Source organism: Aquimarina sp. MAR_2010_214 (assembly GCF_002846555.1).
In the GTDB taxonomy this organism is placed as follows: Bacteria; Bacteroidota; Bacteroidia; order Flavobacteriales; family Flavobacteriaceae; genus Aquimarina.
On the sequence record NZ_PJMS01000001.1, the window covers coordinates 2,727,479 to 2,743,888 of the forward strand.

Annotated in this window: 16 protein-coding genes; 5 read left to right on the forward strand and 11 right to left on the reverse strand. The window is 31.6% G+C overall.

Annotation, left to right across the window (positions count from 1 at the left end):
* Positions 1–38: 38 nt before the first annotated feature.
* The 9 genes from ATE84_RS11515 to ATE84_RS11555 form a co-directional block, all read right to left on the reverse strand.
* Positions 39–485, reverse strand: a complete 447-nt coding sequence (locus ATE84_RS11515; protein ID WP_101448095.1) for a hypothetical protein — start codon at positions 483–485, stop codon at positions 39–41.
* A 329-nt stretch (positions 486–814) separates the two neighbouring features.
* Entirely contained in the window at positions 815–1,768 is a 954-nt protein-coding gene (locus tag ATE84_RS11520) for a bifunctional helix-turn-helix transcriptional regulator/GNAT family N-acetyltransferase (RefSeq protein ID WP_101448096.1), read from the reverse strand.
* 213 nt (positions 1,769–1,981) lie between these two features.
* Positions 1,982–2,803 carry an OmpA family protein gene (locus ATE84_RS11525; protein WP_101448097.1) on the reverse strand — a complete coding sequence of 274 codons (822 nt, stop codon included), beginning with the start codon at positions 2,801–2,803 and terminating at the stop codon, positions 1,982–1,984.
* A 69-nt stretch (positions 2,804–2,872) separates the two neighbouring features.
* A complete protein-coding gene (locus tag ATE84_RS11530; RefSeq protein ID WP_101448098.1) occupies positions 2,873–3,307 on the reverse strand; it encodes a hypothetical protein in 435 nt (144 codons plus the stop codon).
* Positions 3,308–3,520: 213 nt separating this feature from the next.
* Entirely contained in the window at positions 3,521–4,762 is a 1,242-nt protein-coding gene (locus ATE84_RS11535; RefSeq protein ID WP_101448099.1) for a PepSY domain-containing protein, read from the reverse strand.
* A 52-nt stretch (positions 4,763–4,814) separates the two neighbouring features.
* Positions 4,815–7,148, reverse strand: coding sequence for a TonB-dependent receptor domain-containing protein (locus ATE84_RS11540; RefSeq protein WP_101448100.1), 2,334 nt, complete (start codon positions 7,146–7,148; stop codon positions 4,815–4,817).
* Between the two features lie 331 nt (positions 7,149–7,479).
* A complete protein-coding gene (locus ATE84_RS11545) occupies positions 7,480–7,866 on the reverse strand; it encodes a hypothetical protein (protein ID WP_101448101.1) in 387 nt (128 codons plus the stop codon).
* 257 nt (positions 7,867–8,123) lie between these two features.
* Complete coding sequence (locus ATE84_RS11550; protein ID WP_101448102.1) at positions 8,124–8,576, reverse strand: GNAT family N-acetyltransferase; 453 nt, start codon at positions 8,574–8,576, stop codon at positions 8,124–8,126.
* A gap of 63 nt (positions 8,577–8,639) precedes the next feature.
* Complete coding sequence (locus tag ATE84_RS11555; protein ID WP_101448103.1) at positions 8,640–9,461, reverse strand: MBL fold metallo-hydrolase; 822 nt, start codon at positions 9,459–9,461, stop codon at positions 8,640–8,642.
* A 91-nt stretch (positions 9,462–9,552) separates the two neighbouring features.
* On the opposite strand from ATE84_RS11555, the gene ATE84_RS11560 reads away from it, so the two are divergent.
* Positions 9,553–9,948, forward strand: a complete 396-nt coding sequence (locus tag ATE84_RS11560) for a helix-turn-helix domain-containing protein (RefSeq protein WP_082994864.1) — start codon at positions 9,553–9,555, stop codon at positions 9,946–9,948.
* A gap of 273 nt (positions 9,949–10,221) precedes the next feature.
* Here ATE84_RS11560 and ATE84_RS11565 read toward each other — a convergent pair whose 3' ends face one another.
* Both ATE84_RS11565 and ATE84_RS11570 read right to left on the reverse strand, forming a co-directional pair.
* Positions 10,222–10,671: a PaaI family thioesterase gene (locus tag ATE84_RS11565; protein ID WP_101448104.1), complete on the reverse strand. Its 450-nt coding sequence runs from the start codon at positions 10,669–10,671 to the stop codon at positions 10,222–10,224.
* 55 nt (positions 10,672–10,726) lie between these two features.
* On the reverse strand, positions 10,727–11,353 hold the full coding sequence (locus tag ATE84_RS11570) for a trimeric intracellular cation channel family protein (protein ID WP_101448105.1): 627 nt from the start codon (positions 11,351–11,353) through the stop codon (positions 10,727–10,729).
* A 345-nt stretch (positions 11,354–11,698) separates the two neighbouring features.
* Here ATE84_RS11570 and ATE84_RS11575 point away from each other — a divergent pair, with 345 nt between their 5' ends.
* The 4 genes from ATE84_RS11575 (at position 11,699) to ATE84_RS11590 (ending at position 16,359) form a co-directional block, all read left to right on the forward strand.
* On the forward strand, positions 11,699–12,961 hold the full coding sequence (locus tag ATE84_RS11575) for a hypothetical protein (RefSeq protein WP_101448106.1): 1,263 nt from the start codon (positions 11,699–11,701) through the stop codon (positions 12,959–12,961).
* A gap of 77 nt (positions 12,962–13,038) precedes the next feature.
* A complete protein-coding gene (locus ATE84_RS11580; RefSeq protein ID WP_101448107.1) occupies positions 13,039–13,782 on the forward strand; it encodes a LytTR family DNA-binding domain-containing protein in 744 nt (247 codons plus the stop codon).
* A gap of 9 nt (positions 13,783–13,791) precedes the next feature.
* Positions 13,792–15,078: a sensor histidine kinase gene (locus ATE84_RS11585; protein ID WP_101448108.1), complete on the forward strand. Its 1,287-nt coding sequence runs from the start codon at positions 13,792–13,794 to the stop codon at positions 15,076–15,078.
* 24 nt (positions 15,079–15,102) lie between these two features.
* Positions 15,103–16,359, forward strand: a complete 1,257-nt coding sequence (locus tag ATE84_RS11590) for a sensor histidine kinase (RefSeq protein WP_158237233.1) — start codon at positions 15,103–15,105, stop codon at positions 16,357–16,359.
* Positions 16,360–16,410: the final 51 nt, after the last annotated feature.

Consider the following 16,410-nt stretch of genomic DNA (forward strand, 5'->3'; position numbering starts at 1 on the left):
GACTCCATTGTTTTTAATTTAATTTTCTTAAAAAGGATTCACTCAACTCTATTATAGTTTTCGGCAAGTGAATATTGTCCGTTTTTATCAATATTAATTTGTTGATAAGAGTTAGAATCCATCGTTAGTTCAAATCTAAAAACTTGAATGGTGTCTACAATTTTCATCATTGGTCCCGAAGCATATTCTAAGCGCTCTTCAAGGATACCATCTTTAATTGTATAGGTACCATAGCCAAACCATTCGTTGTTGTCTTTTGGATCAAACCGAGTCCACATCACTTTTTCTTTACTATACATCTTAACTTGGCGATATCCATTTTGATTTAGGATAGTATCGCTTATCTGATTGTCTTCATAAAGAAATTGATGTTTAAGTTCCCAAACACCTTCAAGGTTATAGAGCTCAGTAACGGCAGCTTTATTTTGCTGTATAGAAACAGGAAAAAAGCACATTCCGAATAGAATCAGTACTAAAGTTTTCATAATTGAGAGGTTTAAAGTCTGAATCTTATTAAGTTACGAAAAAAAGGTGAGATAAAATGAACTTGATTTATTTTGTAAAGTTATTAAAATGTTGATTTTTAGTTCATTATAAGTGAAGTGCTAGTTGGTATTATTTCGGTTTATTCTATTTTTTAATTTCTGAATTGGGACATGAACCAAATTATTATTTGAAAACCTAAATTGAATATTATAAAGGTATATTAGGCTATGATTCGGCGCAGAGGAGTTGAGGTAAAACAAGTAAACAAATCCATTATGAAAGGATTTTATATTCAACTCCAACCTAACGCCGAGTTTATAGCCATATCTTAATCTATGATCAATTCCATCTGAATGTTACATCTCTCGTACGGAGTTGAATGCCCCACGACTTTATTAAATCCTAGTTTATGATAAAGATTAATTGCTGGTTTTAATGTTGTATTACTTTCCAAATATATTTTTTGTGCACCTAGTGACTTAGCTTTTTTAATTATAGCCTTGCCTAGCAACCAACCTATACCTTTACCTTTTACCTGTGGAGAAACAGCCATTTTGGCAAGCTCAAAATCATAATACGGATCGTTCATTTTTATCAAAGCACATACACCAACAGGCTCTTCTTCGTATAATGCAACTAATATTTCACCACCCTTATCCAAAATGTATTCTTTTGGATGATCCAGAGATTTACGATCGGTTTCTTCCATTTTAAAATGAGTAGTAATCCAGTCTTCATTGAGATTTTTGAATGGCATTCTGTATTTCGGTTCATAAGGAACAATTTCAATTTTTTTTATTTCTCTTAGTTTCTTCTCTTCTTTAACACGATGAAACATTGATTTTTGATCTAAAAGAAATTCAAATTCTTCAATAGCATGCCACATATTATGCCTACTTTGATTTAAGGTAACCTCTACAGCTTTTTGTACATCTATATATTGATCTTTAATATGATTTGCTATCTGCCTGCCTTTGGGAGCCAGTTCGACATTATTTTTTCTTCCATCATTTTTGTCTTTCTTCTCACATAAAATTTGTTCCTTAACCATCTCGCGAACGATTTTGCTTACAGAAGGGTGGGAGTGACCAATTTCGTTGGCTATTTCAGTAATAGATTTTTTACCATTCTGTGACAAAACATAAAACACAGGGAACCATTTTGGTTTTAAATCCACATTATACATTTCATAAATTTTCATAGCATCTTCTGTCATCTTCTCACTTAACATTCTAAGCCTGGTGCCAATTGCTATAATACCAACATTTTCAAAAAAAACCATATATTTAATTAATTACGTAATCAGTTACGTAAATATAATGATTTACTTTCTTTTTTCAAAAATGATGTGTTTTTTAGAGGATATTGTGATAAGATGAAGTACTACAAAGCAGTTTGAAGCGCTATCTTTTGTTTGTAGTTTATGTTTAGAATTATTTCACCAAAAAACCCGGTCGAATGGACCGGGTCTCTTATATAAAATGAAATGCTTTTACTATTTAGATCCGTTTTTCATAGTTTCTTTAACAAGTCCGTAGAACTGATCAAATTTTGGATCAATTATAATTCTGGTAGCAGTTTCTATACTTTGTGAACCATACTCACTTTTTCCCAGAACATCCATTCTTTTCGGATCGACTTTAAAATCATTTTGTAGAGTTCTTACAACCGATGCAGCTTGCTTTGAACTAAGATCCCAGTTATCACTAATACTTTTGTCTTTAAAATTAATAGCATTGCTATTTCCTTCAACAATGATTTTTAAATCAGGTTTTGCATTTAAAGCATTTGCTATTTTTCCCAAAACACCTTTTGCTTTATCTTCAATAACACAATTATTATCATCTTCACCAAATAATAATGTATTGGCCAAAGTGATTAACACAGCCCCGTTTTGTACAGCAATATTAGCATCACTGCCAAGTGCATTTTTTAAAACGGTTAGCGATGCCAGTTTGGTAGAATCAGTTTTACCAATAGCATCATTTATGTTCTTAATTTGTTTATCTTTTTCCTGAAGACTTTTAAGAGAAGTTTCTAAGTTCTTAGCTTTCTGATTAGATAATTGAGTAAAACTACTCATATTGGTCAAAAGAGAAGCATTAGTTTCTTTTAAGTCTTTTACTTGTGCTTCCATGGTTTCAACTCGAGTTGATGTTGCTTTTTCTTTTTTACGAGAATCAGTTAACTCAGCTTCGGTAGTTTTTAATTCCTTTCTTAGCTTATCTATTTCTTCAAGAAGGTCCTTTTTTTTCTGTGCATGAATAGACAAAGTCGAAATAAACAATACACAAACAAATAAAATAATTTTTTTCATCAGTCTTTAATATGATTTGTTGCAATTGCTAAAGTAAAACATTTTTATAAATAACATAGCAACTGGTCGTTATGACTTTTCTAATAGTTGCTTTGCATTTTTGATACTAGAATTAATTTGATCTCTTAATGAATTTACTTTAGTTTCTTCTTCCTTAAGTAGTTTCATTTGTGATGATAGTTTTTCGGGATCTGTTTTACTGCCTTCTTCTTCATGAGGAAATTTATCACTAAAATCACTCATCCAGGTCATCATAAAATCATAAGCATCTTTTACATCTTGTTGTGCTTTAGCATATGACTTCCCTTGAGAAGTAGTGTCTATTTTGGTTTCCAGATCTTTAATAAGACTACTCATTTCCCCCATTTTTGGCATAACTTCATCATGTACATCAATTACTTTTTGCATAAGAACGTCAAATTCTTGTTCTTCTTTAGAAAGTTGATTACAGGATATAAATAATAATAGTAATAGTGAGGTTGAGTATAAAAATGATAATTTCATAATTGTAATTTTTAAGTTTTTGTTTTTATAAATGAAGTTTAAATTACTTCGATAGCCTAAAAGCTTCAAAGATATTGTTTTTCCTTTTTTTTATGAAGTTTTGCCTCTTTGTATTGCTGTCCGATTTTATTCATTTTATGCATTTGTATAATAATATGAAATAGGCAAAATGAAATTGCTGTAATTAGAATGAAAGTTAGCATATATATTAAATTAAGATTTCTTGATTTTATTTCTTAGATATTCTGTACCAATAATCAAAAGAAGACTTATTCCGAATACAGGAAATACGATAGCTAAGATTCCTATCAGTATGATGACTCCATACCCGATTTTGAAAGCTGCCGGCACTTTTGGTGTTCCCCAAGATCCTTTACGTTTTCGCAATAGATAGGAAACAAGTGCAGCAATACTCATTATAGTTAGTGCTATCGCAGTAAGTAACATCAACCACCAGCTCCAGGCTCCAAATTCTCCTTGGTGAAATGCCATAACCCACATTCGGCCACGCATTAAGACTCCCACATCACTCCAATTGTTTGATAGGATTTGTTTGCCAGAATATTGATCAAAATGAATCTTTTTTTGAGTATCGAGATCTAATGGGTTGAAATTAGATACACTAAAAACCCCTTTAGGCCCTTTTGGAAAATGAATCATTACAGTTCCCTGAAGGTGAAGTGCTTCTGCTTTGGTTACCATTTGATCTAATGTTAGAGCATCTCCTTTATCATTTGACTGCAATTGATGCCCTTGCCATGTAGCAGGATAGCCAGTATTTGTTATTTTTTGAAGTTGTTTAAAATTATCACCAAATACATCAGTCCAAGGGAAACCACCTGCCAGAATAAGCAGCAGCAATCCTGAAACCCAAAACCCTGTAATCGAATGTAAATCTCTATAGAATGTTCTTTTTCCTTGATTTGTTCTGGGAATAAAAAAACCTTTTATATTCCAGCCTCTATCGGGCCACCAAACATATAGTCCGGTCAGTATTAAAACCACCATCCAACTAGCGATAAGCTCAACGATTTTGGTGCCAAATTTGCCCATTAACAACTCACCATGCAGTTTTCTGATTTTATACATGTTTGTTTCTCTTGTAATGATTTCTCCAGAAACATTTCCCGAATATGGGTTTACATACACACTGCTTTTTCCACTAAAACGACCTGATATAAATTCAGTCGCTTGATTGGCGGTGGAAGTTAAAACCATTGCATTTGGTTTTTTAATAGCATTTTTTTCTGCGATTTCCCATTGTTCCTGAAGAGAAATGGGAGTTCCTTGTACAACGACCTCTTTAATATGTTTTTGCTTCGAGGCTTCATAATCTGCTTTGAATAGATATATTCCACCCGTTATAGAAAGTACAATTATAAACGGAAGAGATATCAATCCTGCAATGAAGTGCCATTTCCAAAGCCATTGATTTAGTTTTTTGTTTTTTTTCATTTCTTAGATAAAATGAACCTTCACCCATTTTAAAATGGGTGAGGGTTGGTTATTAGAAATTATACTTCACTCCAAGATGAAAAGCTCTTGGGTTACCAATTGTAAAGCTGTTCTCACCTCTAAATCTGTTAAATGAGGCTCTTGCAGCGTATAACTCATCAAAGACATTAAGAGCATGACCCCATACTTCAAAACCTTTATAATGAATAGTAGCTCTAAGATTAAAAATAGAGTGCCCATCATAAGTTGCGGTATCAAAAGTACCATCTTCATTGTCTATCTGGTTTTCGAAACTGGTATTGTATTTACCTACCAATTCGTGTTCTGCTGTTATGCTGAATCCAAAATTGTTATCATAATTCTTACGATATGTGATTAGAGAAGTTCCTATTAGGTTGGGAGCAGTATTTCTATCGGTATCAGAATAATCAACTCCTCTATCAAAAAATTCTACATAACGATGCTGCGCATAACTACCATTATGAGTTATCGATAATCCTTCTAGAGGTATCCAGGTTATACCATACTCAATACCATATGATTGAGTTTTACCAGCATTGGTGCTAAAAAAATTATCATTTTGATCTCTTAAGGTGATTAAGGTATTTTGCCCTTCGAGAAGGTAAATTGCAGCATCTAATTTTAATTTTGAAGGAATAGTAAAATAGCCTCCAACCTCATAGTTATGATAACGACTTGGTTTTATGCCTAGTAGTTCATTTCGATTACGATATAATGTAGAAACTTGGGGTGGTGCAAACCCTTGAGAGTAGTTTGCATACATTCCGGTTTTTGTATTAAAATTATAATTGACACCTAATTTAGGAGTAAGATTATTAAAATTATCAATAGCATCATTTACGCCTGTAGTTTCTGTTTGATTATCATAATCATATTCAAAACCATCATAGCGTAGTGCAGCGGTAATTTTTAGAGCATCTATAGGTGATATCTCATATTGAAGAAAACCTGCATAATTAAATATATTAGCTTCATAATTCAGGATAAAGTCCCCAGAGTTGGTAGTGTATTCAATATTTTTTCCTGTTTCAGGATCAACGACAACTTGTATTGTCTCTGCGACATAATCCTGTGGTGAATAATCTGATGTGGCACCAATGATTAAAGAAGAATTGGCAAAGTTGAAATCTAACTTATGCTGAATTAATCCTACAAAACTTTTAAACTTATTAGAGTTAATTTCTCCTGAACCCAACCCTGTTAACTGTCCCTGATTTCTAAATTGCCGTACTCTATAAGAAGGAATTTGATCCATTCGATTATTTCTAACCATAAAATTGAATGAAGTTTTATTAGAATCGTTCCAAAATTTATCTAATGTAGTTCTAGCTCTAAATGTAATTGCCTCTCTTTCAGTAAACGTTTGATCACTTTCATAGTTTCCTTCATTGTAGTTAGATTCGCTTAAAGAACCTGACATATCAGATCGAAAATCTACAAGATCAAAAACAGTTGTCCATTTTGTGGTTTCGTTAATATCATACACTGTTTTAAAAGTAATAGCTAACTTCTCATAATCACTATGTTCTATGGGGCCATCTTCACGTTGTATATAATGACTGCCCAAATAAAATCCAAAATCATCACTGGTTTGATCAGAAACTTCGAACTCATATCGAGTTAGCCCTAAGTCATTGATTTGAAAACCAACACTACCACTAAGGTTTTCTGTTGGGTTTTTGGTAATAAAATTAAAACTACCCCCGATAGCCTCGCTACCGTAAATACTTGAAGCCGGACCTTTTAGTACTTCAACACGACCAAAAGAAGTAGTGTTCATCTCTAATAATGCGTTGTGATTAAATACTGATGTAGGTCGAATTTGCATACCGTCTTCCAGGTATAAAAACAACGCTTTTGTAGAAATAGGAGAGCGTACAGCCATAAAGTGTTGTTCGTTACTTGCTGATCGAGAAGTAGACATGTATACTCCTGGTACCTGGTTTACCAGTTGATCAATACCGAAAGCTTTGGTTTCTGCAATGGCCTGCGTATTAATTGAAGCAATAGATCCTGGTACTTCAGAACGTTTTTGAACCTCTCTACTGGCAGAGGTTACCAAAACTTCTTCTAAAGCTACATTATCTTCTGTTAAACTAATGGTACTAAAAGTATCTGTTAAACTTACTTTTTTAGAGATATATCCCAAAAAACTAATAGTGACTTCGGTAGAATTTTCTAATGTGATTTTAAAAACTCCTTCTGCGTCACTCATTACTCCATTAGTAGTACTATTGGATTCAATAATGGTTGCTCCTGATAATGGATGATTAGCACTGTCTACTATTTTTCCTTTATATGATTGTTGTGTATAACCGTATACCCCTAAACATAGGGTAACAGCATAAACTAATATGTTTTTCATTGTATATAATGAGTTGCAATGACGATTCCTTCCTATTGCTTCATCTATGTATAAGATTAAACTTTTAGGTATGGTAAGCTGAAAACAATCAGTATGAACTCAAAAACTTCTTTATACAGACCCAGACAAAAAGTTCGTTTTTCGTTTGTCTAAGTATCTGGATTGATGGTTTTTGAATTTTACTATATGTTCATTCAACTTAATATTTTTGTACAAATACCAGGAGGTATCGTCTTTTTAATATTAAAAAGTATTGAATTTTTTATAATAGTAATTTTTGAATAAGAACCGATGCTCTATTCAAAAATTAAATTCAAAATATGGTGTTTTATTATGAGAAAATATACTCGGGAGGGTGATCAATATCTTTAGAAATAGTTCTTAAATAGAAATCTTTCAATTTCCAATTCTGAGTATGTTTTGAAACAAAAGGGTTTGTATTTTTTATCTGTATTGTATTTTCCTGAAAAAATAAAGGAATAAAAGCTTCTGTTATAATGGTAGTGTCAGAATTTTCTTTTGATGATTGTGTTTTGGCCTTCATTTGACTCATTAAATAACACTTACCATTACAATTAAGGCTGGGGCGTTCTTTATTTACACAATACTTTTCTACAATAGTATCAATATTAAGTTGATAGTAGAGTATAGTACTGATTTCCATCGCGGGGCGTATGGCAAAAGAAGCAAATAATAGTATGGAGAATAAAATTCTCATCAGTATACATAAATTTCGTGCAAAAGTACAAATTTGGATTATTCTTTTATTCTAAAAAAACAGATAAGCTGTTGTTAAAAAGGTTATTGGCTGATTTTTAAAGTTTTATGGGAATAGTATAGCATCTGTATGAGCCACCTTAACGACATTTTATTATTGTTTAGAAGTTGTTTTGAGCTTTTGAAAGAAACATTTTTTGTTGATTGTATTTCTCCTGATTTTAAACTTATTTGGTTTATAAATTAAAATACTCAATCTCAAAAATGAAGTTTCATACCTTCATGAGAAGCTATAAACCCTAGTTTCTCATAAAAACGTATGGACTCTGGACGCTTTTTATCTGTAGTAAGTTGTAGTACATGTGCTTTTTTTTGTTTTGCCCGCTCTATGGCCCATTCAAACATTTTTTGCCCAATTCCTTTACCTCTTTGATCTTTTCTAATTCTCACAGCCTCAATTTGTGCTCGTATTCCTCCCTGATACGTTAAATATTGTATGAAAGATAATTGTAAGGTGCCAATAATTTCAAAATCATTATTTTCTACTACGATCAATTCTTGATTTGGATCTGTATTAATAGCTGTAAAAGCTTCAAAATATTCTTTTGGGAGAGGAATTTGATAGTTTTCTCTGGTTTTTCCTAATTCATCATTAGCAATCATTTGTACGATTAAAGGAACATCTTGTTGGGTGGCTTTTCTAAAATTCATAGTAAGTGTATATACTGAGTACTTTGGCTCATATAATTATCCTTTTATAAAAGTAATACTATCTTATATTTTGGAAGTAAAACCTATATTGTTTTTGAATATATGCTCTTGTAGATTTATAGTTTGCCCTTCACCAAATTCTATAATTCTATCATCATTCCATTTATATAGTTCTTCAATTGGTTCCTTAAATAATGAGAATGATGTATGATGTACAGGTAAGATAACAGATGGTCTGGTGATTGTTACGGTGTCTTTTAAAAGATCGGCTGTATATGAAAAAGGACCACCAAATTTGTCTAAACCACCTCCTCCCATATTGGGGATCAAAATATCTGCTTTACGTTCTTTAATGTGTTTTTTCATTTTAGAATGATTGATAGTATCTCCTGTTACATAAATCTCTAGAGATTGACCATCTTTCTTGATTTTTATCCAATAACCGTTTACTCCTCCGCATAATATAGATGATATATAGTTAGAACCATGAACACAAGTTATTGCTTCAATTTCTATTTCATATCCATTACTATTTGTATGGATTTTATCTGTCCAGTTCATGAACGAAACATTTTCTAAAGACCTATTGGCAAACCAAGGTTTTAGATTTTTATGCGAATATACTTTTGAGCTCGACGATATTTTTGACATCCCCAATTCATCAATATGATCTGAGTGATTATGAGTCAATAACCAAACATCAATAGCATCAAAATCCGAATTTACGAATTGAGGCTTTGTTCGCCTTTTAGTTTTAAAAAATTTCAGATCAATTATAGTATTTATGTCGCAAAGGATAGGATCGCAAGCAATTTTAAGATCTCCAACTTTTAATATCCATGTTGAAGCACCGATCCATTTAAAATCTATATTTAAATTTTTCATATATTTACATTTTAAGTTACTTTAAGTAACCAAAAATAATTTAAAATATACTGATAAACAATAACTTACATGATAGTAATTAAGTAACATTATGATAACTAATACTGATAAACAACAGGTTAGACTGAAGAAAAAAATTGAAAAATATTTTGTTTCTACTGCTCCATACTTAAAAGAAGGGTTTTGCCCGACAAAAAACCTGCTAGCAACTACTTTAGATAAGTGGAGTTTGTTATGTGTTTTTAATTTAGGGTATTATGAAGTATTGAGGTTTAATGAGTTAAAAAAGAATATAGATGGAATTTCCTCAAGAATGTTAGCCGTTACCCTGAAGAAATTAGAAGGATATGATATTGTAGAACGCAAGGTTTATCCAGAAATTCCTCCCAAAGTCGAATATTCTCTTACGAAATTTGGTTTTGAATTATCAGATAAAATCATAGACTTAAGCAATTGGTTTATGGATAATTCTAAATCTTTACGATGATTTACGTATTTCATTAAAAAGGAACCTTTTCTTAACCAAAATGTCCCTTCCACTATTAATCCATATAGAATAACAAGAGAAAAGATAAGCATAATCAAACCCGCCCAACGAAATTTATACCCTTTTTCTGTGGTAACTCTAGCTATACTTGCTATCCCGATTGATGGGGTAAACCTACTACTCCTATATTTATGGCGGTAAATAATTCTATGGATTGAATGATACTTATTATCTATTCTGTAATTATAAAATTATTTTTAAGTAATAATTGAGTTACTTCTGATCACTACTGTTTTTGAGTTCAATTAATGTTAGTTGTGCAGCAGCACACAGTTTTTCAACACCGTTTTTAATGATAAATACTTCAGATTTACAAATAGTTAATGTTCTTCCATTTTTTAAGACACTTGATTTTCCTATTAGCAATTCCCCATCTCCTGGAGCCATTAAATTGATCTTAAACTCTACTGTTAAAACAGAAGAGTTTTCTTCCATTAATGAAAAACCGGCATATCCAGCTGTATTATCGGCAATTGTACTAATTATGCCTGCATGAAAAAAACCATGTTGCTGTGTTAAACTCGAATGATATGGTACATGAATCTCGCAATACCCTGGTTGAACGTCTATCAATTGTGCATTGATTAGCTTCATGAACTGTTGACGTTCAAAGCTTTCTTTAACTTTTTTCTTATAAGTATCTGATTTAGGTTCGAATTTCATTCTATGTGAAAAATAACAAAATTATGCATAATAAGATACTAATTATCTGGAAAAATCAATTAGTGAGATCTTTATTTGCTGTAGTAAATAATGGTAACGATACTTTATATTTTACTACGAGTAACCGAATTAAAATGATTAACAAGGCAGTAGAGATATATGTGATATTCTGATCCAAATCAAATGAATATAAGACCATAAAACAAACTCCACCTGCTATAGAAGCTGTGGCATAAATTTCTTTTCTGAAGAGTACAGGAATTTCATTGCATAAAATATCACGAATTACTCCTCCAAAACAACCGGTTGTAGCTCCAAGAGCAATAGAAACAATAGGTTCTAGTTCTGCATTAATTCCTGTTTCTACTCCTATGATAGTAAAAACTCCTAATCCAATGGTATCAAATAAGAAAATTGATCCTTTAAGATAATCGAGTTTGTTTCTAAAAATGATAGAAAATATAGTTACTCCACCTATCAAATACATGGTGGTCGTATTTTGCATCCAGGAAACCGGGGTATTACCTATAAGAATATCTCGAATAGTACCTCCGCCAATAGACGTGACAAATGCAATGATAAAAATACCAAAAAGATCTAATTTTCGGTGCATTGCACTTAGCGAACCTGATATTACGAATGCAATGGTTCCTAAAATATCTAAGACATTAAAAATTGTCATCTCGTTTATTTTGTGGTTAAATGTAATATATCTTATCTGATTTTAAAATATTAAAGTTTCATGTTGCTTGCTTAATAAGATGAAACGTATTTTTTATGGTGTAATTTTGATATCGAATGAAGTAATTTGTGCTATTTACAAACTCAGATTACTATTCACAAATCGTTTTATTGTCTTTATTTATAAACAGCTACTTTTATTAAGATTAATGGCTGGAGAAATAAAATATCTATGAATTGCATGTGTTAAAGATGAAGCAAGGAGTATATCAACTTGTACTAAAGACAAACAACAACAAAGTTATAAAAGAATAACATATTCCATTGCCTATTTAAATTGTATATTATGAAAATGAAAAACTACTTACAGATACTAATAGCATTAAGTTTTACTTTTTTTAATCAGCTCTATGCGCAAGATCAAATGGTTCATTTATTAGAACCTTCACGAGATGGTCAAAAAAAACAAATTTTACAAATCGGAGAGAACAATGGTGTAAAGTTGTTAGCAATGGCCTCTTGTAAACAATGTATGCCAGCGGTATATACCCATAATCCCGATGCTAGTAAAGCATCAGGGAAATCAATTTATGGTACCTCGGGGATCTATGTGATACCTTATGATGAAAATAGTTATGTATCTGTAGCTCCCAAAACACCTGCAGTAGCTATAGGAGAAGGTATTTGGGAGACTTTTTTGTATGCTAATTTTTTTAGTGAAGATAAAGCTAAGGTCGCTGGTATGACTAAAACTAAAGTAGAAGCATGGGCAATAGACTTTTCAAAACAGATTATGACAGGAGGAGTTGGTGCACAAGCTGTTGATAGTGAAAGTAACCTTTATTATCCAGCAGCAAAAGAACTACACAACGGAGAGTCATTTAATTCTGTTACTATAGACATTACAAAAGGAAAAGAGATACGCCTTAATTTTCCTAATGGTCATGGTGAACGTTATAGTTTTATGGCAGAGTTGAGTAAGGTTTTAGGTGTTGAGGTGTATAGTGTTGGGGGTAATAGACGAGAGTATATGTTTGTAGAAAGTCCGCTTTCCATACTATGGGCAAAATATAGTTCGGGAAATGATTTAGGGAAATCTACATGGGGTACCTATGAAAAATTTAACAACTTTCATAAAGATCAAAAAGTAATACGAAATTTACTGGTAAGTAAAGAAGCTCAGGATAAAATAGATGCAAAACTGGCAGATTGGTCATTAAAGGCAAAAGAGTACGTCGAAAAGACTTATGCAGCCAAAGTAGCAAAAGACATAAAAAACAGACGACTACCATCAAAAGGGTTAAGTAACTCAGCATTAGAAAAACAAGCTATTGTTGCTGCAAAATCATGGGCAAACCAATACAATTGGGAAGAAACCATCACCAAAGCATACTTTACAGGTAATGATTGGAGTATATATAGAAATAGTTTAGGAGTACAACTTGGTAGACGAATTTCGGGTGTTATTGTTATGAAACGTAAAGATGGTACATGTAGTTTTCATCACGCAACATTTGCACAACAATACAATGGCAGTGGTTACCAAAAAGTTTTTACAGAAGGTATTGTGCCAGGACAAAATGTTTTAGAATGTAAGTATGTTAACTAACATAAGGTTTATAAACCCAAATTACGATTCACAAACTACAACATGACTTCTAAGGGTAAACTATCTATTTTTGTTGCATGAATGTAATTAAAGCAATATTGGTTGATGATGAGCAGAGGGCAAGAAATGTTTTATCTAATTTGATAAAGCGTTGTGATCTGAATATCGATATTCTTGCGCAATGCTCTTGCCTTGAAGATGCTGTTGAAGAAATTAAAAAACTACAACCTGATGTTGTTTTTTTAGATGTTCAGATGCCAAATTATGCAGGATATGAGATCGCAAATTTCTTTGAAGAAATGAATTTTGAAATCATTTTTGTAACTGCCTTTGATGAGTATGCTATAAAAGCTTTTGAGTTATCGGCTATAGATTATTTGGTAAAACCTATTGATAGAAAACGATTGATTGCAGCCGTAGAAAAACTGCAAAGCAAAATAGAAAAACAAAAAAAGATAGAGGACTATCGGACTTTACTAAACTCCATAAAAGAAAAAGAGTTTAAACAAATCATACTTCCCGAATTAGGCAATAGACGTATTATTGCTATTAATACTATTATTGCTATTGAAGCAGACGGATCCTATAGCAAAATTTATACGACTGAAAACAAGCCGGTGACCACGAGTAAAAATCTAAAATACTTTGAAAACCTACTTCCCGATGATGCCTCTTTTTTTCGCTCTCACAGAACTTGGGTGATAAATTTAAAGTATATTGAAGTCATTAATAAATCCAGTTTAACTATAACATTGGTGCAAAATATAACCGCTAAAATATCAAGAACACGTTTTAGCTCTTTTGAAAATACAATACGGTAGACCCCTTATATGAAAATAATAAAACAATTAGTTAATCTTGGGATAACTGAAAATAGTACTCCATTAGAGATAAAACGTTCTAAAATCCTTAATGTGAGCGTTCTAATTATCTTGTTTAATGCACTGTTTTTTTTATGTTTTGATGCTATAACTAAGGATTTGACTTTCTATAGACTTATAGTTGTGATTACACAGATATTAATTTACTGTGGAATATTGTACCTACAAAAACTAAAGAAACTGTTGCTCTCAAGAGGAGTTTTTATAATGGTAATAATGGCATTAATTTTTTTTCATGCTAATTATGCATTTCGAGGGTTTTATGGAGAATATCAATATGTAATTGTACCGATGCTCTCTTTATTGTTTTTTGATAAAAAATATGTCAATTATACGGTACTGATACTTTCTATTATAGTGTTTTACCTTCCTAATCATTTTTATCACAATTACCCCGAAAAGTATTTTGGTTACCTCAACTTTGCATTTATTTTCATAGGGGTATTTTTTATTGTGAATCTCTTTAAAAATCTAAACATAAAGAACGAACTGGCTTTAAAAGAGAATAATGATAAATTACAGAAACAGAATAGCATTATAGAAACGCAAAAGCTACTGTTAGAAAAGGCGTATTCAGAATTAGAAGTAAGCAAAAAGAATGAGTTGGCATTTTTACAATTGAAATCTTTAAAATCTCAAATGAACCCTCATTTCATATTTAATTCTCTTAATTCTATTCAGGATTTAATCCTTCAGCAAAATACGGATGCCTCTTATGATTATATTGTTTTATTTGCGCAATTAGTTAGAAACACCCTAAACTACTCTAATAAAGACTTTATTGCTATTGATAAAGAACTAGAATTTTTAGAAGTATACCTTCAATTAGAGAAATTAAGGTTCGAAGACGATTTTACATTTAGGATAGAGCATACGAATACAGAAGGTTTGTCTGTTCCTTCACTAATTGTACAGCCCTTTATAGAAAATGCTCTGATCCATGGATTACTGCACAAAGCAGGTAAAAAACAACTCACGATAGATTTTACATTTACAGACCATCTTTTATGTACTATAACCGATAATGGTGTCGGTAGAAAAGAAGCAAAGAAAATCCATGAGCGACAAGGAGGACATCATGAATCTTTTGCTTTAGAAGCTATACAACAACGATTAGAAATCTTAAAAGAGCAATATGGTGCCGAAGTGGGTTATGTGGTATATGATCTTTATGATAATGATATTTCGAAAGGTACCAAAGTAGAAATCAGGATGCCTTTTCAAAAGAGATATTGATGAGGTTTAATAATTATGTATAAATTGACTAAAATAAAAAGGCTATATAAACAACTTATAAATACAGGTATCTATCAAGATAATATGGTAGAGCACAAAAGAATACGATTATTAAATGCTTTTTGTTTAACATGGTTTGTGTTTCTTATTTCTTTTACTGCTTTTGACTATTTTTTTGCAGAAACTTTAATAGAAGGGTTAAAAGTGCGTTTCTTTTCTTTTATTACAATAATGAGTATAGTTTTTCTGCAAAAGCATAAAAAACTTTTATTAGCACGTATCTTATTTATCTTGGTGCTCATTTTTGTCATATTTGTTTTTGCAAACTTTGTTGAGCCTTCTATTTTGATGGAGAATTTTTATTTCTTATGCCCTTTGATAGCCCTGGTGTTAATTGATAATAAGTGGATGACATTATTAATAATGGTACTTTGTTGGGGATTATATTACATCCCTTTTGTAATAACTACAGATTTGTATCCAGAAAAAATGATGTACCCAGTTCCAATTTTGTCCATTTTTGTTGGTACTTATGTAATTCTAAATTATTCCCAATCCTTAAATAGAAAAAAGGAAATTGAATTAAATAAAAGTAGGCAAGACCTCGAAGTGGCTTATAAAGAACTAGAGTTAAGTAAGAAGAATGAATTAGCATTTTTACAACTCAAGTCTCTTAAGTCTCAAATGAACCCTCATTTTATATTTAATTCGCTTAATTCTATTCAGGATCTTATTCTTCAGCAAAATACAGATTCGTCATACGATTATGTAGTATTGTTCTCACAGCTAGTAAGAAATACCTTAAACTACTCTAATAAAAATTTTATTGCTATTGATAAGGAATTAGAGTTTTTAGAAATATATCTTCAACTAGAGAAATTAAGGTTCGAAGATGATTTTACATATACTATACAACATACCAATACAGAAGGTTTATCTGTTCCTTCACTAATCGTACAACCTTTTATAGAAAATGCCCTAATCCATGGTTTATTACACAAAGCAGGTAAAAAACAACTCATCATAGATTTTACATTTACAGATCATTTGTTATGTACGATTACCGACAATGGTATTGGTAGAAAAGAGGCAAAGAAAATTCAGGCGCGACAAGGGGGCAGCCATGAATCCTTTGCGTTAGAAGCTATACAACAGAGATTAGAAATCTTAAAAGAACAATATGGTACAGCAGTAGGATACCAGGTATTTGATTTATATGATAATGGGTATGCTACAGGGACAAAAGTTGAAATCAGAATGCCTTTTCAGAAAAAATACTGATTAATAGGGATATTTGATTTTATAAAGGGATAAAGGATGATAAAAAGAATA